Here is a 26,643-nt window from a genome sequence, read left to right as displayed (position 1 = left end):
GTTACGAATCGCGCAATTTAACAGGTTCTTGGCAAAATGCTGAATGACCAATCGCTTCACAACAAGGGGAACCATGGCCACGCCCACCGCAGAAAACACCTACCTTCGACTCAAGACCGCGTTGGATGTCCTGACTGAAGGCGTGTGGTCCGGCGATGCACTGAACGCCGGCGAGGTCTTGGCGGAAGCCACTGTCCGTGTCCCGTTCAGCCCGCACGAGGCCGAATTGCTCAGCGGTGGAATTCCCCGTGGACACAAAACCCTTACCTCGGCCACGGCCAAACTGGTCAAGGCCGGCTGGCTGGTCAAGGGCCGCTCCGGCTGGACCATCACCGAGGAGGGCATGCGTGCCACCGTAGCCTTCCCTGATGCGGCCTCCTTCGCGTCAGCGCTCGACGCCGGCACTCCCGTCCCAGCCGGCACTCCAATTCCTGCCGCTCCGGCTGCCGCACCGGCCAAGACAGCAGCCGCCAAGACAGCAGGCAGGACCGCCAGCCAGAAGACTGCCGCAGCCAAGGAGGACACCGTGAAAGAAGCTCCAGTAAAGAAAACTCCGGAAAAGAAGGCTCCTGCAAAGAAAGCAGCCGACGCCGTGGGCAAGGCCGCCAAGCTAATCGAGGACGCAGTGGAGCCGGTAGTCAAGGCCGTGCGCACGCGCAAGGCTGCCCCCAAGGCGAAGGCAGCCGCAGCAGCTACCGCCGTCGAAACTTTCCCGCAGCCCGAAGCCGTGGCTGTAGCCGGTGACTTCAACACCATCCTGGGCGCGCCGGAGAACTGGGCGCCCCAGTACGACGAGGCTCAGCTGGAACTCGATGCCCTGGACCAGCTGTGGAAGCTCAGCGCGGAACTGCCGGCCGGTTATTACACCTTCAAGATCGCACTGAACCGTTCCTGGGAAGAGAACTATGGCGCGTTCGGCACGTTCGATGGGCCCAACCACGAGCTGCACCACGACGGCGGCACGGTGACCATCCGTTACGACCACCGGACCCGGGACATCACCATCAACTGACCCACTTATGCGGCCCCCGCGGAGTCCTAGAATGAGTCATGGATTCCGTGGAGGTTGCGGGCTTGCGCATTGCCTACCAGCGGACCGGCCGGGGTCCTTCGCTGGTGTTGCTCCATGGCGCATACGAGGACAGCCTTATCTGGCGTCGGCAGCTGGACGGGCTTTCGAATGAATTCACAGTGTTCGCCTGGGATGCTCCCGGTTGTGGTCAATCGGATGATCCTCCGCCTGACCTGACCGCCCAGGGCCTCGGGACGCGCTGGCCGGATTCCTGGCCGCAGCGGTCCCGGGGAATCCGCACGTTCTGGGACTGTCCTGGGGATCCTGTGTTGCCTTGGAGCTCTACAAGGGCCATCCGGAAGCCCCCGCATCCCTGGTGTTGGCGGCGGCCTACGCCGGCTGGGCAGGGTCCCTGACACCGGAAGAGGTTGAACGCCGCATCGCGCAGATCACGGCGGAGCTGGACCAGCCTGCCGAGGCCTTCTTTCAGGACTGGCTGCCCACATTGTTCACCGAGCGGGCTGATCCTTCCCTCTTGCGGGAGTGCTTGGCCATCGCCTCAGACTTCCACCCAGCCGGAATGCGGGCCATGCTCAACGCCATGGGCCGAGCTGACTACCGCGATGTCCTGGTCGCTATCGGTGTGCCTACGCTCCTGCTCTACGGGGCAGAGGACGTCCGTTCCCCGCTGGATGTCGCCCGGGAAATGCACAGCCGGATCCCCGGCTCTGAACTGGTGGTGATTCCCGACGTCGGGCATCTGGCCCCGTGCGAAGCCCCCGAGGCCTTCAACACCGAGGTCCGCCGGTTCCTGCAGTCTCTTCCCGCCTGAGTCAGGCGCGCTCCGGAGCAATCCTTGACTTGGGCTGTGCGCTGCAGCACTGTGGATTTGGTCGCTGTGACCGGTTTTCACCGATTCAGGAGATGCAAAAATGACGCTTCCTTCAGGCCTCACTCCGGGTGTTTGGACTCTGGACATGTCGCACAGCGAGGTCGGCTTCACGGTCCGCCATGCCGGCATCAGCAAGGTCCGGGGGCGTTTCACGGAAGCCAGTGCCGAGGCCCATATCGGCCACTCCCTGGCCGAGTCCTCGCTGCACGCCACCGTCAAGACGTCCAGCTTCGATTCCGGTGATGCCAACCGGGATGCACACGTCCGTGGCGCTGACTTCTTCGACGTGGAGAACCACCCCGAGATGACCTTCCACGCCACATCGGTGGAGGGCGACGGCGAGGACTACACGCTCACGGGAGACCTCACTATCCGCGGCATCACCAAAGCCGTTGAGCTGGAAGTGGAGTTTACCGGCGTGGCCGTGGACCCGTTCGGTGCCACCCGCGCGGGGTTCTCCGCCGAGGCGGAGATCAGCCGCAAGGAGTTTGGCCTGACTTGGAATGCTGCACTGGAAACGGGCGGCTTCCTGGTCAGTGACAAGGTGAAAATCAACGTCGAAGCCGCCCTGGTCAAGCAGTCCTGACGTCCATGACTCCGCCTGCAGACCCGGCAACGGGCGATGTCCGGCTCTCTGCCCGCGTGTTCGGCGTGGTCCAGGGGGTCGGATTCCGATTCTGGACAATGGGCAAAGCCGAGGATCTGGGACTGACCGGAACAGTGAAGAACCTCGACGACGGGTCGGTGGACGTGGTCGCGGAAGGGCCGCGGGAACGGATCCAGGATTTCCTGGACTGGCTGAATTCGGACAACACCCCCGGCCGGGTGGAGCGGGTGGAGGACTCCCTCTCCGCGGCCGAAGGGACGTTCCGGGGATTCAGGGCCCGATGACCGTCGGCTCAGCCTGGTTAGCGCGGTCTCAGCCTGGATAACGCGGGCTCAGACCGATGAACGCCCCCAGTTCCTCCAGTGCCCCGGGTTTGGACGGCATGTAGTTGGTGAGTTCGGGGGAGCGGACAATCACCGCGCGCCACTGGCCGCGGGAGACTGCCACGTTGATCCGGTTCCGGTTCAGCAGGAACTCGGCACCTCGCGGAGCCTGGGCCACCGCTGAGCATGCCATGGACACCAGCACCACCGGCGCTTCCTGGCCCTGGAACTTGTCCACCGTGCCCACCCTGACGCCGCCCAGGCCGGCCTTCTGCAGGGCATGCCGGACCAGCTGGACCTGGGCGTTGTACGCTGCCACCACCAGGATGTCCTCTGCGGTGAGTGGCTGGGCCGGTTTGTCGCCGCCTGGAATCCATTTCAGACCGATGTGCCGCTGCGCCTGCCGAACAACTTCCGCAGCTTCTTCGCTGGAGCATGTGGTGTTTCCCGTGTGGTCAACGAACACCGTTTCCACGCCCGGCGGCAGCTCGGCGAGGCTGCGGAGTGATGCGGCGGGAGCCGATTCAAGTTTGCCGTCGTAGCTCAGAACAGACACGGCACGGCACAGTTCCGGATGCATCCGCCAGCTGTCCGCCAGGAAGTAACCCAGCTCCGCGGGAAGAGTCGCATGGCCGGCAGCGAGCCAGCCCAAGGCGGACTCGTCCACCGGCTCAGGGTGGGAACCCTGCGTGACCTGGGGAAGCTGCTGCGGGTCACCCAGGAGCAGGAGCCGCTTGGCTGATCGTGCCACGGCCAGGGTGTTGGCGAGCGAGAACTGTCCGGCTTCATCAATCACCAGCAGGTCAAGGGAACCGGCTGGAACCGATTTGCCGGTCATGGTCCACGCGGTGCCGCCCACCAGGCAGCCGCCGCCCGAGGCCAGCAGGGCGGCAACCTCATTGTCCGAGGTGCAGTGCCAGAGCACCTTGTGCGGAGTGGACAGCTTCTTGGCCACACGGGAAGGATCAACCCCCGCGGTTTCGATTGCCGTGCACAGCATGTTTTCCACCACCGCGTGCGACTGCCCCACCACGCCAATCTTCCAGCCGGCGTCCACCAGCCGGGCAATTACATGCGAGCCGACGTACGTCTTGCCTGTCCCGGGGGGACCCTGCACCGCGAGGTAGGAGTGGTCCAGGTCCAGCAGTGAGGTGGTGATCGCGGTGACATAATCCGCGGCGCCGGTATCGTGCGGTGAAGTGCTGTCCGGTGAAGTGCTGGCCGGTGAAGTGCTGGCCGGCCCGACGGCGGCAGGAGCCTGGAGTGTGCGGAACCTGGGCGGGAACTTGCGGAGGATGTCCACGCCGGGGTGATCCGGCAGCGTGGGCACGGAGGCGCCCACGGCCTGGGCCAGTTCGGCAAGGGCGGCCTCCAGGCTGGCGGTGCGCACCGGTTGGTCCTCGGTCAGGGCGATGGGAATGTGCGGGTAGGCGGGGACCTTGCCTGTCTCTTTCTCCTCGATGGTGATGATGGTCCTGCCGGCAATAGTTGGATGATCCTCGACGTCTGTGACCAAGGTGCCGAAGGTGAAGCCGCGGGCGGTGGGACTTCCTTGCGGATCCTCCAGGCCGTCGGGGACGGGAGTGTCGTAGAGCCGGCACCACGTGCTGCCCGGCTTGAAATCCGAGCCTTCGCTCATGGTCCCGGTGAGCTTGAGGATGCGGGTGCGCATCCGGACCGTGGGCTTGGAAAGCTTCCAGTCCGTGAGCACCTCGGCGGTATCCACCACAAATACGTTGCGGTGGTCGGACCAATGATCGATCTCGGATTCGGTGCGGTCGAAGTGTTCCCACCAGAACTGCTTCCGCTCGCGCCGGTGGAATCCGGTGGCTGCGGCCACCATGGCGATGGCCCGCTCGTCGTTGGTCCAGGGCCTCGTGTCCGGAAGTCCGGCGAGGTACTGCTGGAGCCGGAGTTCCTCCGGCGTAGGTTCGGCTTCGGGGGCCCCAGGCTGCGGCGGCACAGCCTGATGCGGCAGGAACTCACCGGAGCCGGTCTTTCTGGAACCGGCCTGCTCACTGGAACCGGATCCGCGCAGCCCTAGCAGCCAGTCGCGGAGGCGGAGGGTGGAGAGGCAGTCGTACTCGTTGTAACCGGAGATGGAGGCCAGGATGTCGGCTGCCCTGGCGGCGTCGCCGTCGTCCCTGGCGGCACAATAACCGGCGTAGGCCACCACTGAGGCGCCTGCGTCCTTGACGTCGCCCGAGCGGAGGTGGTCTCCCATGTAGAGGGGTTCGAGCTTTTTGATGGAGTAGGACGGCTCGGAGATGCGCAGCGAATGCCGTGCCGTGGCGTAGAGATCCACCAGCACCCCTTCGCGGAGCCAGTTATCCACGATGTCCTCGCCCGCCAGATGAGTGACGGAGAGATTCCGGAGCGCTGATTTCTCGTAAGCGGCGTAGTGGTAGACGTGCATGTCGGGGTGCCGGGCCCGGCGTTCTTCCACGTAGGCGAGGAAGTCCAGGAACGCCTGCCGTTCCTCGGAGCGCGAGTGGGCCCAGAACGGGCGGAACACGGGCTGGTCAGCGGATTTGGCCTGATCAGCAGGACCGTCAGCAGGAGCCTCGATGACGCCGAAGAGGTACTCCAGCCCCCACTTGCCAGTGGCCGGATCCTGCCAGAGCGGATCACCCTCGAAGTCGAAAAAGATATCACCGGGACTGGGCGCCGGAATGCCTGCCAGGGCGTTCTCCGGCAGTACCTTGAACGTGACCGTGTGCTCTTCACCGTCCTTGGTGAAGGTGCGGGAACCGTCCGGAATGTCACGTCCCAGCTGCATTCGGGCCTGGTCGCGGAGCCTGGCCAATGAACCGGTGGCCTTGCCGGCGGCCAGGTCCGCCAGGGCGTCGATGGTGGTGATCCCGTCTGAGATGAGCTTCTTGCGCCGCACCGCGGTCATGCCGCCGACCATCAGGAGGTCGCGGTGGGACAGTACCTGCTCCGCGCAGTAGTTGCACCGCCCGCAGCAGGTGATGCCCGGCTGCAGCCACCGCACTGCGGAATCACCAGCGCGATGGGTTCCGGTAAGGGCACGGAAGCGGTCGCGGCGCTCGCGGAACACCGGCAGCAGGTCAGTGAGTGAATGGACGCTGCGAGCGTACTCCCCGTCAACCACCGAACCCAGCACCAGGGTCACCTTCGGGGACGGTTCCAGACCCATCCCGATCAGCTGGTCGCCATAGGCAGCCAGCTGCAGGAGTGCACCTACCTTGGCGTGCCGGGCCAGCTTGGTATCCCACACTTCGTAGCGGCCGGTGTTGCCTGTTCCGGCGGCCTCGTTCACGATGAAGTCCGCGTAGCCCAGGAACTCGCCGTCGAAGAAGGTGGCCTGGAAAACGACGTCCGCCCCGGCCCGGAGTGCCAGTTCTGTCTCCGCCCGCTTGGCCAGTAGATCCGCGCGGACGTTCTGCCCACGCTCAATGGAGTAGACACCGGCACTGCGGCTGGCATCCCATTCGCCGTATTGATCGATCAGCCCGGCCAGGACTTTGGCCTCGTGCTTGTCCCCCAGGGCGCCGGCACGCCGCTGCATCTCGTCGTCGGGAAATTCGGCCCTGGGGGAGCGGCCCAGCTTTTCGTCCAGGATGCGGAGCGTGCGGTACTCACACTCGCTGGCGGCCACAAGGTCGCTGGCGGAAAACACCAGGTCCTGCGGAGCCACGGGGCCGGTATCAACACCGGCGGGATCAAGCAGAAACACGGGGCCTCCCCATTGACAGCCTGGCCGGAGGACTGTTCCCCTGGCCCTGACTTGAATCTAGCAAGAGGGGCTGACATTAACCCCTGCTAGCTTTGCGCTGCCCGCACCTGGGCTTTGTCGTGCTCAGCGTGGGCGCTCCGCAGCAGGTTCAGGAACTCCGTCTCGTTGCGGATGAGCCGCTTGTACTTCTCGGGGAGCTTGCGGATTTGCTCCTCTTCCCAGCACATCCTGGCGAAGATCTTGTCCCGCTCCGCCATGTCCGTTTCGTAGTTCAGGTCCAGGTATTCGGTGGCGTGCCGCTTGGCGCCGGATACTGCGTTCTTGGCCTTGCCCTTGGGGCTGAAGATGGACCCGAGCACGGTGACCACCAGGACCCCGACGATCACGCTCAGCGACGCCTCGGTGCTGACTTCCACCACGTTGACGTGCTGGCCGTCGTTGATGAACGGCAGGGTGTTCTCGTGGAGCGCGTGCAGGATAAGCTTCACGCCGATAAAGCCCAGGATGGCCGCGAGCCCGTAGGCGAGGAAAATGAGCCGGTCCAGCAGACCGTCGATGAGGAAGAACAGTTGGCGCAGGCCCATCAGCGAGAACGCCGTCGCGGTGAAGACGATGAAAACGTTCTGCGTCAGTCCGAAGATGGCGGGAATGGAGTCCAGTGCGAACATAATGTCCGTGCCGCCGATGGCCAGCATCACCAGGAGCATAGGGGTGAGCACGCGTTTGCCGTTTTCAACGGTGAAGAGTCTGTCGCCGTCATAGTGTGCCGACGCCGGCAGGTAGCGTTTGGCGAGCCGGACCACCAGGCCCTCGGAGTCGTCGTCGTGGTTGTCTGGTTTGAGCAGGTTGCCTGCGGTGATCAGCAGGATCAGCCCAAAGATGTAGAACACCCAGGCGAAGCTGTTGATCAAGTGGGCGCCCAGGAAAATGAACGCAGTACGGGCGATGAGGGAGAATACGATGCCGAACAGCAGCACTTTTTGCTGGTCCGCGCGGGGCACCCTGAAACTGGCCATGATGATCAGGAATACAAAGAGATTGTCCACGGACAGGGCCTTCTCCGTGATGTAGCCGGCGAAGTACTCGGTGCCCATGGTGGGCCCGCCGAACCACAGCACGCCGAGGCCGAAGAGGAGGGCGATCCCTACATAGATCGAGGACCAGAGAGCCGATTCCTGGAGTGACGGGGTGTGGGCCCTCCGGACGTGGAAGAAGAAATCGAAGGCCAGCAGGGCCACAATTCCAGCGACGGTCAGGGTCCAGACAAAAGCGGGTACTTCCACGATGCGCGCCTTTCGCTTGGGCTGAGGGCTGCCGTCAGGAGCCGGCCGTGCCGGACCTTCACGCAACGCCGTTTCTGGCTTCCACCCTAGCCTGTATGGCCGGCGTCCTCCTTGACTTCCACCGCCGCCTGAACAACTGTGGAAGTGACTGTTCCCGCCAGCACCGGCGCTGGTTGAGGCAGCAGCCTTTGACTCAAGGAGCGAACAGCGTGACGCGCAAAAACCCGCGGGTGGAAGAATCTGACGAGGCAAACCTGGAAGCCAGCGGCAGCCCCAAGACGTGGGCCGCGGGCATCCCGGGCGTCTATCACTCGATGAAACCTGCCATTGAACACATGGGCCTGCACCGGGCACGAAAGACGCTGCTGGCCCTGAACCAGAAGGACGGGTTCGACTGCATGAGCTGCGCCTGGCCGGACCCCGGGCACCGCAAGACCTTCGAGTTCTGCGAGAACGGCGCCAAGGCGGTCACTTGGGAGGCCACACCCGTGGTGATCGGTTCCGAATTCTGGGACGAGCACCCGGTCAGCGAACTGCGGGAGAGGTCCGAGTACTGGCTGGGGATGCAGGGCCGCCTCACGGAGCCGGTGTACAAGCCCGCGGGGGAGGACCACTACCGGCCCGTCAGCTGGGACCAGGCATTCTCAATCCTTGGGGATAAGCTGACGGGCCTGGCCAGCCCCGATGAGGCCACCTTCTACACAAGCGGCCGGACCTCCAACGAGGCCGCGTTCCTGTACCAGCTGTTCGTCCGGGCCTACGGGACCAACAACCTGCCAGACTGCTCCAACATGTGCCATGAGTCATCGGGCTGGGCCATGGGCCAGACCATCGGCATCGGCAAGGCCACCATCTCCTACGATGACTTCGCCAAGGCGGACCTGATCGTCATCATGGGCCAGAACCCGGGAAGCAACCACCCCCGGATGCTCACGGCGCTGGAGGAAGCCAAAGAGGCCGGCTGCCACATCGTGGCGGTCAATCCGCTGCCGGAAGCCGGACTGATGCGGTACAAGAATCCGCAGAAAGTCAAGGGGATCGCGGGTCGCGGCACTGAACTCGCCGATCAGTTTATGCAGGTCCGCATCGGCGGCGACATGGCGCTGCTCCAGGCTGTTTCCAAGCGGGTCCTCGATGCCGAGGCAAAGAACCCCGGAACCGTGCTGGACCACAACTTCCTTGAGGAACACTGCCAAGGGCTGGACGAGCTCCGTGCCCACCTTGCCGGGCTGGATGAGGCCACCGTCCTGGAGGCGACAGGGCTGCGGACCGAAGAGATTGACGAGTTGGCCGCGCGCTACCTCAAGGCGGAGAAAGTCATCATCACCTGGGCCATGGGCATCACGCAGCACAAAAAGGGCGTGGACACCATCAAGGAGATCATCAATCTGCTGCTGCTCCGGGGAAACATCGGCAAGCCGGGTGCCGGGGCCTCGCCCATCCGCGGGCACAGCAATGTCCAGGGTGACCGCACCATGGGCATCTGGGAACAGATGCCGCCAGCCTTCCTGGACGCGTTGAGCAAGGAGTTCAGTTTCGAACCTCCCCGCAAGCACGGCGTGGACTCGGTTGAAACCATCAGGCAAATGCGCGACGGCGGGATCAGGGTTTTCGTCGGACTGGGCGGCAACCTGGTGGGAGCCATTTCAGACTCACACGCCGCGCAGGCGGCGATGCAAAACACGGAGCTGTCGGTCCAGATTTCCACGAAGCTCAACCGCTCACACACGGTCACGGGTGCGGAGGCGCTGATCCTGCCCACCATGGGCCGCACCGAATTCGACCAGCAGGAATCCGGCCCGCAGTTTGTGTCCGTGGAGGACACCGTATGCGCCGTCCACGCCTCGCAGGGCACGGTCCAGCCCGTGGCGCCGGGACTGCTGTCCGAGGTGGCGATCGTCAGCAGGCTGGCGCAAAAGGTCGTGGGCAATTCCATCCAGGCCGACTGGGCAGGGTTCGAAAAGAACTACGACCTCATCCGGGACCACATCTCCCACGTCGTGGCAGGGTGCGAGGACTACAACCGGAAGATCCGGCAGGAGGGCGGCTTTGTCCTGCCAAACGGGCCCCGGGACTCGCGGACGTTCAACACGCCCACTGGCAAGGCCATGCTGACGGTCAACGCGCTGGAGCACGTGGCTCGCCCGGCGGGAACGCTGATCCTGCAGGGCATGCGCTCGCATGACCAGTTCAACACCACCATCTACGGCCACAACGACCGGTACCGCGGCATCAAGAAGGGACGCGAGGTGGTTTTCGTGAGTCCGCAGGACCTGGCTGAACTGGGGCTCAGCGACGGCCAGTACGTGGACATCCACGGCGTGTACAAGGACAACGCGGAGCGGGTGCTGCGGAACTACCGGGTGGTTTCGTACCCCACGGCTGTTGGTTGTGCCGCCGCCTACTATCCCGAGGCCAACGTGCTGGTGCCGCTGGACAGCGTCGCCGAGGGCAGCCAGACGCCGGTGTCCAAGGCTGTCATCGTGCGGCTGGAGCCCACTAAGGAGCGGGCTATGGAGCCGGCGGCGGCAGGCTAAGGAACCGGAGGCGGCGGCAGGCCGGCCTGGACGTTCACGGAGTCGCGGCTCGACTGACGTCCGGACGGAGCGGCCCAGCCTGGAGCGATCGTGAGGCCTACTGCGCTGTGTCGGCCCAGCCTTTGCTGGCCGGACCGCCGTCGTGCCCGTCCTCACACAGCCGGAAGGCGACGGCAGCGGCCTTTGAAATTGCCGCGGCGGACGAGGCTTTGGAGCCGGCGCTGCCAGTCCCGGCCTCAAGGCCAGCCGCATAGCCCACCATAAACGTAGTGACCGGCGCTGCAGCGTGGATCACCGAGCCCGCAGATTCCCGGGCCAGATTCAGGAGCAGTTCCTGATCCACTTCCAGGTCGAGAATCTGCAGCGCCTGGGCCAGCCGCTGGCTCCACTGGTCCAGGACCCGTGCTTCATCGTCGTCCACAGCCATGTTCCCTCCTTGCCGTTCCGGTGTCCACGACACTACAAGGCTTTGCGGGGTAAGTCACCGGCACGGCGAAGGCGGGGAAATAACGTCAGCGGCGATGAGGTTACGCTGTAGCAGAAAGCCGCTGCCAAGGAGATCCCGATGAGTGACATTACTATCCGCAACAACCCGGAGCGCGAGCGTTTTGAAGTGCTCCACGCCGGAAACGTGATCGGCAAAGCCGCGTACAAAGAGTACGACGGCGGCGGCGCACCTCAGCGGATCTTCTATCACACCGTAATCAATGAGGAATATGGCGGCCAAGGGCTCGCGGGAAAGCTCGCCACCGCGGCCCTGAATGAAACAGCCGCAGCCGGGATCACGATTGTGCCCGTCTGCCCGTACATCAAGAAGTTCCTCACCAAGCACCCGGAGTATGCGGAAAACACCACCGCCATTACGCCGGCGCACCTGGAGTTTCTCGACGTCGCCCTGGCTCCCCGCACCCGGGCGTAGAGGACAACTGCCCTTTCCCGAAGCTGCAGGCGGGCACTAAAGAGGACCACTTAGTACGTCTCCGCCCAACGCTCACGAACGGGCCCTTGTCAAGGCTCACGGGCTATCGCCCGTGTCCGGCCGTAATGATTGCGCCGATATCCCCTTTTCATCCCCAGTTCGACTCAAACTATTGCCTCAGGAGCGCAGGAACCCTACTGTTCAACTCATTGTGAGCGCTAACATCGCTCGGCTGCCAGATCAGCATGGCAGAACGTCCCCTATTGCCTTGGGGGTGGGAGTCACACACAGAGGAGTGTTCATGACCGCGAGCGGTACCTGGCTAAGAATGGCATCGGCCGTTGCGGCCTTCTGCGTTGTTTCCACGTTGGTGATCGCGCCGGCGCAACAGGCGCATGCCGGCGCCCCCGAGGATGAGGCCGCTGTGCAGGCAGCCGCCAGCGCCTTACTCGTGACAAACATCGACGACGTGCGCGGGAACCTGACCCTTCCGACCACCGGCGCGCAGGACACGTCCATCGGCTGGGCTTCCGGCGACAGCGCAGTAGTCGATCCGAGCGGCGTGGTCCACCGTCCCGCGCATGGTGAGTCGACCGAGCAGGTGATGTTGACCGCCACCATCACGCGGAACGACGCCTCAGCCACGAAGACGTTCAACGCCGTGGTACCGGCCCTCCCGGAGAAGCCGCAATTTGAGGCGTACATGTTCCCCTACTTCACCGGCGACTCCCTTGCCGGTGAGAAGATCTATTTCGGCGCCAGCAACGGCAACGATGCACGCAACTGGCTGACCCTCAACGGCGGTCAGCCGGTCAAGACGTCCACCATGGGCACGAAGGGCCTGCGCGACCCGTTCATTGTCCGTTCCCCGGAGGGCGACAAGTTCTACATGATCGCCACGGACCTGTCGATCGGCAGCGGAACCACCTGGGATGCGTCCCAGCGGCAGGGCAGCCAGTACATCGAAATCTGGGAGTCCACGGACCTGGTCAACTGGTCCGATCAGCGCCACGTGAAGGTATCTCCGGACAATGCCGGCAACACCTGGGCGCCTGAGGCCTACTACGACGCCACCCTGGGCGAGTACGTGGTGTTCTGGGCCTCCAAGCTCTACACCACCGCGGACCACAGCGAAGCCCAGCCCAACCAGATGCTGTATGCCACCACGCGTGACTTCGTGACGTTCAGCCCGGCGAAGGTGTGGCAGAACACCGGCAAATCCAGGATCGACAGCACCGTAATCGCCGAGAACGGCACCTACTACCGTTTCACCAAGGACGAGGCCCAGACCACCGGCTGCCTGGACATCATGCAGGAGCACTCCACCAGCCTGACCGCGGTGACGACCGTTACCTCTGCAACTTCCGACACCTGGAAGCTCGACGCCACCTGCATCGGCAAGAAAGCCGGCACCGCCGCCGTCGAAGGACCCACCGTATTCAAGGCCAATAACGGCGACGTCAACGGCCCCGGTTATTACTTGTTCGTTGACGAGTTCGGCGGCCGAAAGTACATCCCGTTGTTCTCCTCGGGCCTGCAGAACGCCAACTGGACAGTTCCGACCGGGTACTCGCTGCCCTCCCCGGCTCCGCGCCACGGCACCATCATGCCGATCACAGCTGCCGAGCAGAAGGCCCTCATGGGCGCCTACCTGCCCAAGGCGACGTCCGTGGCCCCGGTCAAGACTGTCACCGTCGTCGGAACCCAAGCGAAGCTGCCCCGGACCGCGCCCGTTACCTTTGCCGACAACAGCACTCGGGAACTCGCAGTAACCTGGAACGCTCCCGAGCCCGCTGACTACTACACCCGCGAAGGCACCATCACGGTGACCGGCGCCGTCACCGGAACCGACCTGACTGCTGCCGCCACGATCTCCGTCATCCCGGCGGGCAGCGACACGCTGCTCCACTACGACTTCTCCAAGGTCAAGGGCACCGTGGTGCTGGACTCGTCCCCCTGGGGCCGCGACGGTGCCATTAAGGGCACCGGCGCCACCGTCAACGGCGATGTCCTGACCCTGCCCGGCGGCGCGTCGAACAGCACTGCCGGCTACGTCCAGCTGCCCACCGGAACGTTCGATGGCCAGAACACGCTGACCATCTCCGCCTGGCTGAGAAACGAGACCGCCGCCGGAAACTACGCGGCAATGTTCTTCGGCGGGACGAACTCCCTGCCCAGCCAGTACTGGCTGCTCAATCCGCGGAACCCGCAAGGCCGTTTCAAGTCCGTGATCACGGATGGGCAGAACACGAGCGCCCCTTGGGGGACGGAGGCTGGCATCTCGCCCACAACCGCCTCACGCGGAATCGCTGGTCCTGTGACGGACAATTCCTGGGGCCTCTACACCACCGTGGTGGAACCCAACCAGATCACCGGGTACTACAACGGAACCAAGATCGGAACGGTTGCCACCACCCGCACGGTGAGCGATTTCGGCACTGGGCTTGTCTCCTACATCGGCCGGTCGTCCTACGCTGACGCCTTTTACAAGGGCGGGGTCAGGGACGTGCGCGTCCACAGCACCGCCAAAACAGCAGAACAGATCAAGGACTACTACTTCAGCACCGTGGACCCGGCCGTCCTCGACGCGGCCCTCCAGTCCGATGCCGACGCCATCAACCTGGGCCCGACCCAAGTGACGGGCAACCTCACCCTGCCCACCAGCGGAGCCAAAGGGTCTGCCATCAGCTGGGAGTCTTCGGATCCTGCCGTCATCTCTGTCACAGGCCGGGTCAACCGTCCCGCCGACGCCGATGCTCCGGTCACGCTTACGGCAACCCTCAAGCTTGGCACCAATACCGTCACCAGGCAGTACCAGCTGACAGTTGTTGCCCAGAACCCGGTTGCCGACCTCACCCGGGCTGCCAAGCGCTACGTCCTCCGGCCCACCATCGTCTCTGGGACAACCTTGCCCGCCGCCCAGAGCGGACACGCTGTTGCTTACACCACCAGCACCGCAGGAGTTTCAATCACGGACAATGTGCTGCGCACCAGCGCCGGCGCTCCGGTGACCGCAAAGGTCACGCTGACGCTCCGGTCCGCCGATCCTGCGATCGACGCCGAGGTCACCAAGGACTTCACCGTCACGGTCCTGCCGGAACAGCTGGCCCGGTATGTTTTGAGCTATGAGCGCGCCGTGGTGAACACCGCCACGTACAGCGGAAAGCTCGCCTACAGCATGCACCTCGGCCTCGGCGCGACAACGGACGACTTCAAGGCCCTGAACGACAACTACGGGATCCTGTTCGCGAAGGCGGCCCCCACCGGCGCACTGGACATCCTGAGCACGCGAACCCTCCGGAACCCGTACGTGTTCCAGTTGGCCACCGGCGGGTACGGCGTCGTCGCCACGCGGGCAATTGACAATGGATCCGATGATTCCTCTGCCGCCAGCTCGCTGTTGTACTTCACCTCCCCAGACCTGTTGACCTACACCGAGGTCGGCCTGGTTGACCTCGGCGTCACCAACGGTGTGAACAAGCCCAAGGCGGTGTGGGACTCCGCGGCCTCGGCCTATCGTGTGGCCTGGACAGCCGACGACGGCACGGCCTACCACACCTCGTTCGGCAGCCTCAGCATCCCCGGCAGCCGAGGTGAATTGGGAACCGGAACGTTGACCATCGATGACCCGGCCGTGACCACTGCCGTCCCGGGCTCGGCACCGTCCACCGTCCTTCCGGTCACCGAAACTGTGGCTACCGGGCTCGCCAACAGGTACGGGCGGATCCGCAACACCGCCGTCACGGTTCCCAACCAGGAGGTTGGAAGGAACACCACGGTGGACCTGAACGGCCTCGCCGCAGCGCTGGACTACTCTGACGGTTCCACGGCTTCGCTGCCGGTGGATTGGAAAGCCGAGGACGTTGCGGCCGTCAACACCGCCGTGCCCGGGCAGTACACGGTGCGAGGCACCGTCCGGCAGCGGGCCTACTCAACTCCGTTCATCGGGGCCGAAGCGGACCCGGCAATCCTCAAGTGGAAGGACAGTTACCTGTTCATCGCCACCGACGATGCCAACGTCATCAACGCGAAGAGCATGTTCCTGCGCAAGGCCAGCACCATCGTGGGCCTGAAGACGGCGGCCGACCACTCCGTCGCTACCATCGGAGGCAGTGCAAACATTGCCGGCTGCTTCTGGGCTCCCGAGCTCCATGAAGTGGCCGGGGACCTCTACATCTTCTACGCGCCGTGCATCGGGCAGGCCAGCTGGAACAAGGTGCAGGCCTTTGTGCAGAAGCTCAAATCCGGCGGCGACCCCACGGTCGCTGCCGACTGGGAGCCGGCGAAGCAGGTTTTGAAGGCCGACGGTTCGCCGCTGCAACGCGACGCCAGCCACCCCGGCATCAGCCTGGACATGACCTACTTTGAGGACGGCGGTAGGTCCTACGTCGCCTGGTCCCAGCGCTACATTGGCAGCCCGAACGGTGATGCGGAGATCTGGATCGCCACGGTCAACCCGTCCGACCCGACGCGGCTGACCAGCGAGCCCAAGAAGCTGGTGACCTCGGAGTACGGCTGGGACACCAACACCACCAACGTGGCCGAAGGCCCCTTCGTCATCAAGCGCGACGGCAAAGTGTTCCTCACTTACTCAGGCTCGAACGTGGACACCACCTACGCCGTCGGCCTGCTCACCGCCTCCTCGGAAGTGGACCTTACAGACCAGTCCAACTGGACGAAGGGCAACTCACCCATCCTTAAGAGCGACCCTGCCATCGCGCAGCTCGGGCCGGGCCATAACAGCTTCACCACCGATGAGGACGGCAACCTGGTGTTGGTCTACCACGCCAAGTCGACCAACACCTCACTCCGGGACACCTTCCTGCGGCGCGTGCACTGGGCCGAGGACGGACGCCCGGTGCTGGACATGAGCACCAGCGAGGAAGTGGCGCCGGACAAAGCTGCCGTGAGCATCACGGTAACGGTGCCCGCCACGGGCGAGGCGGTGGCGCCGGCGCCACCGGCCGCGCCGTCGCTGAATGCCGACGGCACGTCACTGACCGCTGCCTGGGTAACGCCGGGCGACGGCGGCTCTCCCATCACCGGTTACACCGTGACCCTTTACACGTCAGAGGGCGCCGTCCACCGCACCATCCAGGTGGACGCCTCCATCAGCTCGCACCGCTTTGCGGACCTGGAGCCGGGCAGCTACCAGGCCACGGTAGTGGCCACCAACGCTGTGGGTGACTCGGCGGTCTCGGCTAAGTCGTCGCCGGCAGTGATCGGTTCGCAAGTGCTGGCCCGTTACGACTTTTCGTCCGTCGTGGGGACCTCCGTGGCCGACGCGTCCGGGAACGGGAAGACCGCTACCATCGTCGGCAACGGCGCGACAATTTCGGGTAAGGAGCTGACGCTGCCCGGCGGTTCCTCGACGAGCGGGGCCGCGCACGTGAAGCTGCCCACCGGGATGTTTGACGGCCAGAACACGCTGACTATCTCCGCCTGGCTGAAAAATGAGACCGGCTCAGGGAACTACGCAGCGATGTTCTTCGGTTCGGCCGCCTCGCCGCCGAGCCAGTACTGGCTGCTCAACCCGCGCAACCCGCAGGGCCTGTTCAAATCCGTGATCACTGACGGGAACGTCCCGTCTGCGCCGTGGGGGACCGAGGCCGGCATCTCGCCGACCACAGCGTCGAAGGGCATCCCCGGCCCGGCCACCAACAATTCCTGGGGCCTGTACACCACGGTGATCAAGCCGGGGTCCATCACCGGGTACTACAACGGGAGCAAGATCGGCACCGTCGCCACCACCCGGACGGTAAGTGACTTTGGCACCGGACTTGTGGGCTACATCGGCCGGTCCTCCTACCCGGACAACTTCTACAAGGGTGGGGTCCGGGATGTGTCGGTGTACAGCACCGCGCTGTCCGACGCCGACGTGGCGAATGCCTACTACGCGGGTTCGGACCCGGCAGTGGCGAAGGCTGCCTTGGATGCTGACGCGGCTGCCTTGGACCTGGGCCCCAAGTCCATCGCGGCTGACCTGACGCTGCCGCAGGCCGGGGCGAAGGGCTCGAAGATCACCTGGTCCAGTTCGGACCCGGCGCACCTGGACGCGAACGGCAAGGTCACCCGGCCCGCTACCGAGGACGTCACCGTCACGCTGACCGCGACCCTCGAACTGGCCGGCCAGGCCACCACCCGCGCCTTCACCTTCACCGTGATTGCGAACACTCCACAGAAGGACCTGCAACTGGTGGCGAATTCCTACAACCCGGCGGTCGACGTCGTCACGGAGGACATCCGCCTGCTGACCGCTGTCGGGAACGTAACTCTCACCTGGCAGTCCTCCAACGCCCAGGTGCTCTCCGACACGGGCACGGTGACCCGGCCGGCCGCGGAGGACGTGACGGTTACCCTGACGGCGACGTTCGCCGCCAACGGCCTGACGGAGGTCCGCACCTATAACGTGAAGGTACTGGCTGCGGACGGCGGGCGGATTGGGTCCTACATCCAGTCGGGCAACACTGCCCGCACCGATGCCCTGCACCTGGCTTCCCAGGATGCCGCAGCCCTTGGCGGCGCCACTTACGCAGGCCTGAACAACGGCCGTCCCGTCCTGTACCCCACCCTCGGTGCGGCGAAGTTCGGTTCACCGACGTTGTTCCGGAAGGTTGACGGGTCCTTCGGGCTCGTCGCCACCGTGGACAGCAACTCGTCGTCGATCTACGTCTACGACTCGGCTGATCTCGTGACCTTCACGGGAGAACGGCTTGTCGCCTTCAACAACAGGAACATGGCAGCAGGCTCCGTTGCAGTGAAGTACGACAACAGCATCGCGGCCTACCGCCTGACCTTCGTATCAAAGACCGACGGCAAGACCTACCAGGTCACCACGAAGGACTTCTCATCCTTCAAGGATCCGGTTGAGGTGCCGGCGGTGCCCGCATCAGGCCAGGGTACGTTCCCGTCGGGCGCCCTGGAGGCGTCATCGATCGGTCTGACGAAGACCGAGTACGACCGCGTCATCGCCAAGTACAGCCGTCCGTTCAACACCGGCGTAGCTCCGTTCAGCGATGTCACGCTCGACGGCGGCGGGCAGCTCACGCTGCCGACGACGTCGGAGGTGCAGTACAACAACGGTTCCACCACCACGATGGGCGTGCAGTGGAACCCGGCCGACGTGGCCGCCGTCGAAACCGGCAAACCCGGCACCTACACGGTCAACGGCACCGTACAGCGGCCCACCTACCCCGAGAAGCTTGTTGCACAGCGGGCCGATCCGGACGTGATCCGCGGCGATGACGGCTATTACTACTTCACCGCTTCCTACCCGATGGTGGGCAGCGGAGACCCTGAGGGCTACGATCGCGTGACCCTGCGCCGGGCAACGACGATCGCCGGGCTGGGCAGTGCACCCGAAATCACCATCTGGGACGAGAACACCTCAGCGCTCAACCGGTACATCTGGGCGCCGGAACTGCACAAGGTGGGCGACAGCTGGTACGTGTTTTTCAGCGCCAGTATCGACAGCAGTGTGTGGAGCATCCGGCCTGTGGTGCTCAAGCTGGACGGCAACGATCTGATGGATCCGAGCAAATGGCGTGAACTTGGCCGGATGAAGCCCGCAGCCGGCGACACAGACGCCTTCCGGAGTTTCTCGCTGGACATGACGTACTTCGAGAACGCCGGCAAGCACTACGTGGTGTGGGCCGAAAATCCTGGTCCCTCCATGTTGCGCATGGCCACCATCGACCCCGCTGATCCGTCGCAGCTGACCAGCAAGTCGGTCCTGCTGTCCACACCGACGATGGCCTGGGAGAAGAACGCAGGGCTGTCGATTAACGAGGGTCCGGCCGTCATCAAGAAGGACGGAAAGGTGTTCGTCACGTTCTCGGCGGCAACAGTGGACGCGGCCTACTGCGTCGGCTTGCTATCGGCTGCCGACAATGGAGACCTGATGAACCCGGCGTCGTGGACCAAGAACCCGTATCCGATCCTGACCACTGCTGACGTTCCCGGCCAGGCCGGCCCCGGCCACAACTCCTTCACTGTGGACGAGTACGGAAACCCGGTCATCGTGTTCCACTCGCGGACAGTCGGAGAGGTTTCAGGGCCCGGCGACAAGGGAGACGGCGGCCTTTTCGATCCAGGGCGGCATGCCAGGGCGGCAACGGTGCACTTCGGCTTCGACGGCCAGCCGGTCCTGAACATGACGGCAGCCGAAGAGCTCGCTGAGGCTCACAAGAACGTGCAGGTCAAGGTTGTCGTCCCGGACTCGGCAGCGCCGGTACTGACCGCCGCTTTGGATCCTGCTGAACCGACCGGCAGCAACGGCTGGTACACCGGGGATGTGGCTTTGGTTGCGTCCGCTGCCGACGATTCTGCCGCGACCATTGAGTACAGGCTCGACGGCGGTGACTGGCTAACTTATTCGGCGGCCGTCGCGATCGGCGAAGGCACGTCCGCTGTTGAGGTCAGGGCCACGGATGAGGCCGGAAACCAGTCCGCGGTCACCACGCTGGAGGTCAGGCGTGACGTGACGGCGCCCGAGGTTTCGGCGTCGTTCGATGACCAGGGCGGGGCTTCACTGGGCCCTGTGGTCGTGACGCTGGCCGGCACTGACGCGGAGGGCGGTTCGGGACTGGCTGCGGTGGAGTACTCGCTGGACGGCGGTCCGTGGACCGCCTACGACGGGCCGCTTCCGGTCTCCGGAGCGGGCAGCCATACGCTGGCGTACCGGGCGTCCGACGTTGCAGGCAACGTCTCCGCGGAGCAGGCTGCAACGGTCATCATCGCGGCACCGGACACCACCGCGCCGCTGCTGACTGTGACCGTGTCTCCCGACGCTCCGGACGGCTCCAACGGCTGGTGGAAGTCAACCGTGAGTGTGACTGCCGCTGCTACGGATGACAGCGGAACGGCGCCGTCGATCGAGATCAGCCGGGACGGAGGGCTCACCTGGGATGTGTTCGCGCCGCTGCAGTTGACGGATGGCAGCCCTGGCTTGAAGATCCGCGCGGTGGACCAGGCAGGCAACGTGTCTGCCGTCATCGACCGGGACATCAGGATCGATCGGGTGGTCCCGTCGGCGTCGGCAGAGGTGGACGCTGCGGCCCGCAAGGTCACCGTCACGGGTGCCGACGCGGATCCAGGTTCCGGCGTGGCCGGCCTGGAGTACCGGGTCAACAGTGCTGAGCCTTGGACGCTGTCGGCGAGTGCGAGCGCCGACGTAACGGTGGGCGCAGGTGCCGCCACAGTGGAGTACCGGGCGGTGGACTCCGCAGGAAATGTGAGTGTTGCACAGTCGGTGCTGGTGCCGGCGGCAGCGGCGCCCAAGGCGGACGTGACTCTTACCTCGGCGGCCCAGCCGTCGGCGGAGGGGTGGTATGCCAAGGATGTCAGCGTGAAGATCACTGCGCCGGCCGGGACGGCGGCACAGTACCGCTTCGACGGTGGTGCGTGGAAGTCGGCGGCGCAGCCGTTCACCATCTCGGCGAACGGCCCGCATACAGTGGATCACCGTTTGCTGAAGGACAACGTGGTGATGGACGGGTCGGCTGGCAGTGTGGCAGTGAAGATCGACAAGATCGTGCCGACGACGGCGGCCGTCACCACGCCGGAGTCAGGCACCGGGACTCCGCGGAACCCGGTGACCGTGATCTTCTCGGCCCAGGACTCGCTGTCAGGTGTCGCCAAGATCGAATACCGCCTCAACCTGGGCGCGTGGACCACGATCGCTGCCGGCACCCCGCTGAGGATCTCCACCCGCGGTGACTACATGGTCAGTTACCGGTCCTTCGACGAGGCCGGCAACGCCGATAAGGTCCGCACCACCGCAGTGAAGATCACCGCGGATGTGGCACCTTCCCTGAAGGCCAGCTCCGCCACGGTGAAGCCCGGTGCTTCCCTGACCTTCACGGTGGCCGGCTTCGACCGCTGGGACCGGGTTGTCCTGACGGCCGGGGGCACTACCCTGGGCTCGGTGTCCACCGATGTGAAGGGCGCAGGAAAAGTTACGCTGCAGATCCCGGCGACCACCCCGCCGGGACCCCTGACCGTCACTGCAACGGGCAGTGACGGGGAGCCCGCAGCCACAGTCAACGTCACAGTAAAAAAGTGAGCCAAGAAGTGACCTGACCGGCGGAACCACATATCTGGACCAGGGGTATGCGGCACATCAACAGTGCCGCATACCCCCTTTTTCATGGGATCCTTCATGGAACCGGTGCGCCGACTTCACGAAGTGGTGGATCCGGAAGCCCGTGCGCCAGACTGTTACCGTGAGCAACGAACCCCGGACCGGACTGGCGGTCGCCGGCCTCAGCCTGGGCACGGCGCTGAACCCGCTGAACTCCTCAATGATCGCGGTGGCCCTGGTGGTGCTGCGCGCGGACTTCGGGCTCGACGTCGCCACGGTCACCTGGGTCATCACCTCCTTCTACCTCAGCTCCGCGGCAGGCCAGCCGCTGATGGGCAGGCTCGCGGACAGGTTCGGGCCCCGCCGCATGTTCATGCTGGGAATGGGGCTGGTAGCGGTCACGTGTGCGCTGGCTCCGTTCTCGCCCAACTTCTCCCTGCTCTGCGTGGCCCGCGCCGTGATGGCGCTGGGGACCGCGGCGGCCTATCCCAGTGCGGTGGTGATGATCGGGGCAATCGCGCAGCGCGCAAAGCTGGAATCTTCCCGTCCGCTGGGCCGGATCCAGATGGCCAACACATCCGCGGCAGCGGTAGGACCGGTGGTGGGCGGACTGCTAGTTGGCCTGGTGGGCTGGGAAGCGCTGTTCCTGGTCAACGTGCCGCTGGCTCTGGCGGCGCTCCTCATCGTCCGGCAGGTGGCCCCGGCAGACGAAGCCCGCGAACGCGGAAGCCTCGGTGAGCTGGTCCGCGATTCGGACATCCCGGGCATCCTGGGCTTCGTCGGTTCCCTGCTGCTGGTGATGATGGCCCTGCTGAACGTGGCCCCGGGATACCGCTGGTGGATGCTGGGCGCCGGAACGCTGATCGCCGCGTTGTTTGTGTGGCGCGAACTCCGGTTCAGCCCGCCCTTCCTGGACCTGCGTCTTCTGGGCAGGAACCGCCCGCTGATGCTGGTGTACCTGGGGTTCGCCGTTTTCAGCAGCGTCTACTACTTTGTGTTCTTCGGCCTGCCGCAGCTGCTGCAGGAAGCGGCTGGCTACGATCCCGGTCTGGTGGGTCTGCTGATGCTGCCTCTGGCCACCATGTCAGTCTTGGCCACGCCGTGGGCAGTCCGCGCTATGTACAGGTTCGGCGTACGGCGGGTGCTGATCGCTGGCGTCGTACTTTTGACGGCAGTGGCCGGGCTGATGTGGCTCCTTACCGGCTCACTGTCCATTCCGCTGGTTCTGGCCCTCACCGCCCTCATGGGCATTCCGTATGGAGTGGTGAGTATCGCGTCCAACCAGGGCATGTTCGTCTCCACCCGGGCGCAGGAACGGGGCGTTGCGGCCGGGATCTTCCAGACGTGCCGATACGTTGGCGCAATTACCGCCACGGTGATGATCGGTGTCTTCGCAGGCGGCGGCGTGGACCAGGGGAATTGGGGGCTGATGGTGGTGGCCATGCTGGTACTCAGCATGGTGGCGTTTCTGGTGACCCTGCTGTGGCGGGAGCGGACGGATTAGGCCCTCAACCCCATAGAACCAAGGAACGCCGTCGCGTCCTGCGCCACCTGTTCCGGGCACTCCCATAAAACCGCGTGCGCTACATCGGGGTAGACCTTCAACACGGAGCCGGCTATTCGAGCCGCCAGGGCTTCCTGGTCCCTCCGCGGCAGCAGACTGTCCTGGCCGCCCCACAAGATCAGCGTGGGCGCATGAATGGTTCCGGCCTCGGTGGGCGGCGTGGCCGCACACAGGCCGTCCAGGATGCGCTTCCAGGCGTGCGCCGGCATCCTGACGCCGTTGCGGACCAGGTTCTCGATGTCAGGCCCTCCACTTCGTCGGCGAAGGGCGGCCGACCCCGGAGGCTCAGGGGAGAGCCCACCAGCACCAACCCCGCGACCCGCCCGGGGTACGCAGCGGCCAACTGCTGGGCGACGTAGCCTCCGCTGGAGGAGCCAAGGACGAATGCCCTTTCCACACTGACGGCATCCGGAATCGCGGCGGCATCCTCGGCCTGTTCTGCCAGCGAATAGCCGTCCTCCGGTTTGTCTGCAGCGCCCTGTCCGCGGAGGTCGGGAACGTAAACCCTGAAGCCGGCCAGCAGGGGTAGGAGACGGTCAAAGCTTCTCTGGGATTCGCCCCATGCGTGCAACAGGAGCAGCGGCCTTGCTTCGGCGCTGCCTTGGACGAGGCACGGGACCGTGATGCCTGTGCGGAGGCTGAGATTCCGGACCTCGGATTCCATAGGCTCAGGGTACGCCTCGTCACCGGCCCTAGCTCTCCACCCCGTATACCTTCGGCAGCTTCAGGCCGCGCTCCTCCATAACCGTGCGCAGGCGGCTGGGGTAGTCCGTGATGATGCCATCGACGCCCAGGTCCATCAGCCGCTCCATGTCGGCGGTTTTGTTGACGGTCCACGGGATGACGGGCAGGGCCAGTTCGTGGGCGTCGGTGATCATCGCCGGGGTGACCGAGCTGAACGTGGGGGAGACGACGTCGTACCCCTGCGCAGCCGCCGCCTTGGCGAGCGAGCCGTCGTAGTCGTCGATGTCGATTCCACCCAGGTTGGGGCTCGCGCCGGGCTGGCCCACCTGCAGCCACGCGTCGCCGCTGGACAGCGCCACGAGCGGAAGCTGCGGGGCGATTTCCTTGGTCAGGTTCAGCGAGGACCAGTCGAAGGACTGCACGGTGGTGCGGTCCGCCATGCCCGCCTTGAAGACCTCGATGACAACGGCCTTGGTAAGCGCCACCATGCCCTCGCCGCCGGCCAGGCCGTCCTCCACCTTGGTCTCTACGTTGAAGCGGACCTTGTTCGCATCCAGGTCGCGGGCGAGCTGGTAGACGTCCTTCAGCTCGGCGATCCGGTTGCCCTCGATCACGTCCTGCTCGGGATAGCCGGGCAGCTGGGTGAAGCCGCAGTTGAGGGTCTTAACCTGTGCCAGGGACAGCTCAGCAACGCGGTCGCCCACATAGGGGAATTCGGCGTCGCCCGGGGCGGCAGGATCGGTATCGATGCATTTGTTGGCCTGGATGGTGTCGTCGTGCCAGACGATCACCTTTCCGTCCTCGGTCAGGTGCGTGTCCAGTTCCAGCGTGGTCACGCCCACCTGGAGCGAGTTGGCGAACGCGGCCAAGGACTCCTCGGTCCATTCGCCGCGGCCGCCGCGGTGGGACTGCAGGTCGAACGAGCCGTTGCGCTCGTTGGTGGTGACGACAGCGTTCGACGACGGCGCAGTGTTCGACGACGGCGCAGTGTTCGACGACGGCGCAGTGTTCGACGACGGCGTGCCGGCTTCCGCGGTCGGCATGGCATCGGCGGTGGCCGCTGAACCGTTCGCGAGGGAGGTAATGAGGGCAGCGGCCGCCGCGGCTGTCAGGACTTTGCGCATGGTGGTTCCTCCTGAGTGATGGGTCCGGGCGCGATGCCGGTGACCCGTTCACGGTAGAGAACCCAGGTGGACTGCCGTCTGCGCGGAGTTGGACCGGAGGTAAACAGGTAGGACGGAGCGGCGGGGAAGGCCAATCCCCAAAGCGCGAACGAACAGTTAGGGCCCCTTTTCCGCCGGGCGCCCCAACTGTTCGTTCGGACTTGGAATCAGGGGGTCAGGAGGCCCTCGCTTACGTTGAGGTCCGCATCGGTTCCGGTTGGCTCGATGCTGATCATGGGCAAACTCCGCTCAAGCAGCCAGAAAACCACTAGGCCGAGACCACAGCCCAGGAACCAGCTGTAGTTACCGATCCACGTCGCATTGACCGTCGTGGCGCCAAAATCGAGCAGCATCTTAGGAATTAGCACAGACGCGACGGAGACGGCACCGCTGATTGCCACGGCTTTGACGGCGTTCGGGTTGTAGCCGTTGCGGAACCAGTACCGGCCGCTGGGTTCCATGGTGTACATGTCATCCACCCATACCTTCTGGTGGCTGATGAGGTAGTACCCGGCGATCAGGATGCCGAACAAGGGCCCGATCAATGCGCCCAGGACTCCGAGTGTGTAGTGGATGGCGTCGTTGTTGGAGTACCAGTTCCACGGGGTCAGGATGACAGAGCCGACCGCGGCGATCATGCCCCCTGCCCGCCAGCTGATTTTCTGGGGGCTGACGTTGGAGAAGTCGAAGGCGGGCGAGATGAAGTTGGCCACGATGTTGATGCCCACGGTCGCGATGACGAAGGTGAGGCCGCCGAGCAGCACGGCAAAGACGGTGTCGATCTCCTGGACGGTCTTGACCGGGTCGGTGATGAGGCGCCCGAACACCGGGATCGTGGCTGACGCCGTGATGACCGTCAGCAGCGAAAAGAACAGGAAGTTCACGGGCAGGCCCAGGAAATTGCCCTTCTTCACAGCCTTGTAGCTCTTCCCATATCGCGCGAAATCGCCGAAGTTGAGCATCGGACCGGAGAAGTAGGAGACCACTAGGGCTATGGCCGAGATCATCACCGGGATAGAAGCTGCGAAGTCCAGGGGTGGCCCGCTGGAGAGGTTAAGGCTGATGTTGCCGATGCCCGCCTTGGAGACCAGGTAGATGGCAAGCACCAGCATCACTACATAGACGGCGGGGCCGGCGAAGTCGATGAACTTCCGGATGCTTTCCATGCCGTTCCAGAAGAGCGCAGCCTGTGCCAACCAGAGGATTCCGTAGCAGATCCAGCCCAGGGTGGAGAGCCCCAGGAAGCCGGACTGTTCGATGTCGTACAGTGGCGCCATCGAGGGGAAGAATTTCAGGAACACGATCACCAGGGCCTCGGAAGCCAGGAACGTCTGGACGCCGTACCAGGCCACCGCGATCAGCCCGCGGATGAGGGCCGGGATATTGGCGCCCTTGACGCCGAACACGGCCCGGTTAATGACTGGATAGGGAACACCCGTGAGCTGGCTGGGTTTTGCCACGAGATTGCAAAAGATGTTCACGATGACGATGCCCACCAGCAGGGAAACGAGGACCTGCCAGCTCGCCAGTCCGAGCGCAAACAGACTTCCGGCCGTCACGTATCCACCGATGCTGTGGACGTCGGACATCCAGAACGCGAAAAGGTTGTAGCTGCTCCAGTGCTGGTTCTTGAGCGGGGCGAGATCCTCATTGCTGAGCTGTGGATCATACGCGCCATAAAGACCGGTGGCCGGCGGATCGGCTTCCCGCAAGGGAGCGGCCGTCTGGGACTCTGACATGGGTTCCTCTGATTGATCAGGACAGCCGACGGTCCGGCCGTTTCATACGATCAATTAGATGGAACGAGTGTTTCACTGCTGTTACTGCCGCAACAATTTCTCTTTGCGTATCCCTTCCTCCAGACGTCCCCACTTGCGT

The 26,643-nt window shown here is 64.5% G+C and carries 14 protein-coding genes and 1 pseudogene; 9 read left to right on the top strand and 6 right to left on the bottom strand.

Translation table 11 applies throughout. From position 1 onward, the window contains the following. Nucleotides 1–73: 73 nt before the first annotated feature. From QFZ30_RS15980 to QFZ30_RS15960, 5 genes are all read left to right on the top strand, one after another. Nucleotides 74–1,012, top strand: coding sequence for a pullulanase X25 domain-containing protein (locus QFZ30_RS15980; RefSeq protein WP_307077861.1), 939 nt, complete (start codon nt 74–76; stop codon nt 1,010–1,012). A gap of 38 nt (nt 1,013–1,050) precedes the next feature. Beyond that, complete coding sequence (locus tag QFZ30_RS15975; protein ID WP_307077859.1) at nt 1,051–1,428, top strand: alpha/beta fold hydrolase; 378 nt, start codon at nt 1,051–1,053, stop codon at nt 1,426–1,428. Continuing rightward, on the top strand, nt 1,317–1,844 hold the full coding sequence (locus tag QFZ30_RS15970) for an alpha/beta fold hydrolase (protein WP_307080301.1): 528 nt from the start codon (nt 1,317–1,319) through the stop codon (nt 1,842–1,844). The genes QFZ30_RS15975 and QFZ30_RS15970 overlap by 112 nt, the downstream gene beginning before the upstream one ends. Before the next feature lie 100 nt (nt 1,845–1,944). Then, a complete protein-coding gene (locus QFZ30_RS15965; protein ID WP_307077857.1) occupies nt 1,945–2,490 on the top strand; it encodes a YceI family protein in 546 nt (181 codons plus the stop codon). 5 nt (nt 2,491–2,495) lie between these two features. Then, nucleotides 2,496–2,795 (top strand): acylphosphatase, encoded by a 300-nt coding sequence (locus QFZ30_RS15960; RefSeq protein WP_307077854.1) that lies wholly within the window; start codon nt 2,496–2,498, stop codon nt 2,793–2,795. A gap of 28 nt (nt 2,796–2,823) precedes the next feature. Here the strand turns inward: QFZ30_RS15960 and QFZ30_RS15955 are convergent, their stop codons facing one another. Next, complete coding sequence (locus tag QFZ30_RS15955; RefSeq protein ID WP_307077852.1) at nt 2,824–6,534, bottom strand: TM0106 family RecB-like putative nuclease; 3,711 nt, start codon at nt 6,532–6,534, stop codon at nt 2,824–2,826. An 86-nt stretch (nt 6,535–6,620) separates the two neighbouring features. Continuing rightward, nucleotides 6,621–7,817 carry a TerC family protein gene (locus QFZ30_RS15950; protein ID WP_307077849.1) on the bottom strand — a complete coding sequence of 399 codons (1,197 nt, stop codon included), beginning with the start codon at nt 7,815–7,817 and terminating at the stop codon, nt 6,621–6,623. Nucleotides 7,818–8,026: 209 nt separating this feature from the next. Here QFZ30_RS15950 and QFZ30_RS15945 point away from each other — a divergent pair, with 209 nt between their 5' ends. Then, nucleotides 8,027–10,354 (top strand): FdhF/YdeP family oxidoreductase, encoded by a 2,328-nt coding sequence (locus QFZ30_RS15945; RefSeq protein WP_307077847.1) that lies wholly within the window; start codon nt 8,027–8,029, stop codon nt 10,352–10,354. Between the two features lie 97 nt (nt 10,355–10,451). On the opposite strand, the gene QFZ30_RS15940 is transcribed toward QFZ30_RS15945, so the two are convergent. Further along, complete coding sequence (locus tag QFZ30_RS15940; RefSeq protein WP_307077845.1) at nt 10,452–10,781, bottom strand: DUF6457 domain-containing protein; 330 nt, start codon at nt 10,779–10,781, stop codon at nt 10,452–10,454. 138 nt (nt 10,782–10,919) lie between these two features. Between QFZ30_RS15940 and QFZ30_RS15935 the strand changes: the two genes are divergently transcribed. The 3 genes from QFZ30_RS15935 (at nt 10,920) to QFZ30_RS15925 (ending at nt 22,858) form a co-directional block, all read left to right on the top strand. Beyond that, nucleotides 10,920–11,273 (top strand): GNAT family N-acetyltransferase, encoded by a 354-nt coding sequence (locus QFZ30_RS15935; RefSeq protein WP_307077843.1) that lies wholly within the window; start codon nt 10,920–10,922, stop codon nt 11,271–11,273. 301 nt (nt 11,274–11,574) lie between these two features. After that, nucleotides 11,575–21,336, top strand: a complete 9,762-nt coding sequence (locus tag QFZ30_RS15930) for a family 43 glycosylhydrolase (RefSeq protein ID WP_307077842.1) — start codon at nt 11,575–11,577, stop codon at nt 21,334–21,336. 160 nt (nt 21,337–21,496) lie between these two features. Beyond that, entirely contained in the window at nt 21,497–22,858 is a 1,362-nt protein-coding gene (locus QFZ30_RS15925; protein WP_307077840.1) for an MFS transporter, read from the top strand. Here QFZ30_RS15925 and QFZ30_RS15920 read toward each other — a convergent pair. The 3 genes and pseudogenes from QFZ30_RS15920 to QFZ30_RS15910 form a co-directional block, all read right to left on the bottom strand. Then, nucleotides 22,855–23,582: pseudogene (locus QFZ30_RS15920) on the bottom strand (alpha/beta fold hydrolase). The gene QFZ30_RS15925 and the pseudogene QFZ30_RS15920 sit on opposite strands and share 4 nt — an antisense overlap. Before the next feature lie 28 nt (nt 23,583–23,610). Further along, on the bottom strand, nt 23,611–24,726 hold the full coding sequence (locus QFZ30_RS15915; RefSeq protein ID WP_307077836.1) for a glycerophosphodiester phosphodiesterase family protein: 1,116 nt from the start codon (nt 24,724–24,726) through the stop codon (nt 23,611–23,613). Nucleotides 24,727–24,932: 206 nt separating this feature from the next. Beyond that, entirely contained in the window at nt 24,933–26,504 is a 1,572-nt protein-coding gene (locus QFZ30_RS15910; RefSeq protein ID WP_307077834.1) for an NCS1 family nucleobase:cation symporter-1, read from the bottom strand. Between the last annotated feature and the right edge of the window lie 139 nt (nt 26,505–26,643).

The organism is Arthrobacter pascens, assembly GCF_030815585.1.
GTDB lineage: Bacteria > Actinomycetota > Actinomycetes > Actinomycetales > Micrococcaceae > Arthrobacter > Arthrobacter pascens_A.
This window is presented reverse-complemented; position numbering and strand designations above follow the sequence as displayed.

Bases quoted from the DNA above. Each gene is read 5' to 3' on its own strand.
- QFZ30_RS15980 (WP_307077861.1), top strand. From the start codon at position 74: ATGGCCACGCCCACCGCAGAAAACACCTACCTTCGACTCAAGACCGCG.
- QFZ30_RS15975 (WP_307077859.1), top strand. From the start codon at position 1,051: ATGGATTCCGTGGAGGTTGCGGGCTTGCGCATTGCCTACCAGCGGACC.
- QFZ30_RS15965 (WP_307077857.1), top strand. From the start codon at position 1,945: ATGACGCTTCCTTCAGGCCTCACTCCGGGTGTTTGGACTCTGGACATG.
- QFZ30_RS15960 (WP_307077854.1), top strand. From the start codon at position 2,496: ATGACTCCGCCTGCAGACCCGGCAACGGGCGATGTCCGGCTCTCTGCC.
- QFZ30_RS15940 (WP_307077845.1), bottom strand. From the start codon at position 10,781: ATGGCTGTGGACGACGATGAAGCACGGGTCCTGGACCAGTGGAGCCAG.
- QFZ30_RS15935 (WP_307077843.1), top strand. From the start codon at position 10,920: ATGAGTGACATTACTATCCGCAACAACCCGGAGCGCGAGCGTTTTGAA.
- QFZ30_RS15930 (WP_307077842.1), top strand. From the start codon at position 11,575: ATGACCGCGAGCGGTACCTGGCTAAGAATGGCATCGGCCGTTGCGGCC.
- QFZ30_RS15915 (WP_307077836.1), bottom strand. From the start codon at position 24,726: ATGCGCAAAGTCCTGACAGCCGCGGCGGCCGCTGCCCTCATTACCTCC.
- QFZ30_RS15910 (WP_307077834.1), bottom strand. From the start codon at position 26,504: ATGTCAGAGTCCCAGACGGCCGCTCCCTTGCGGGAAGCCGATCCGCCG.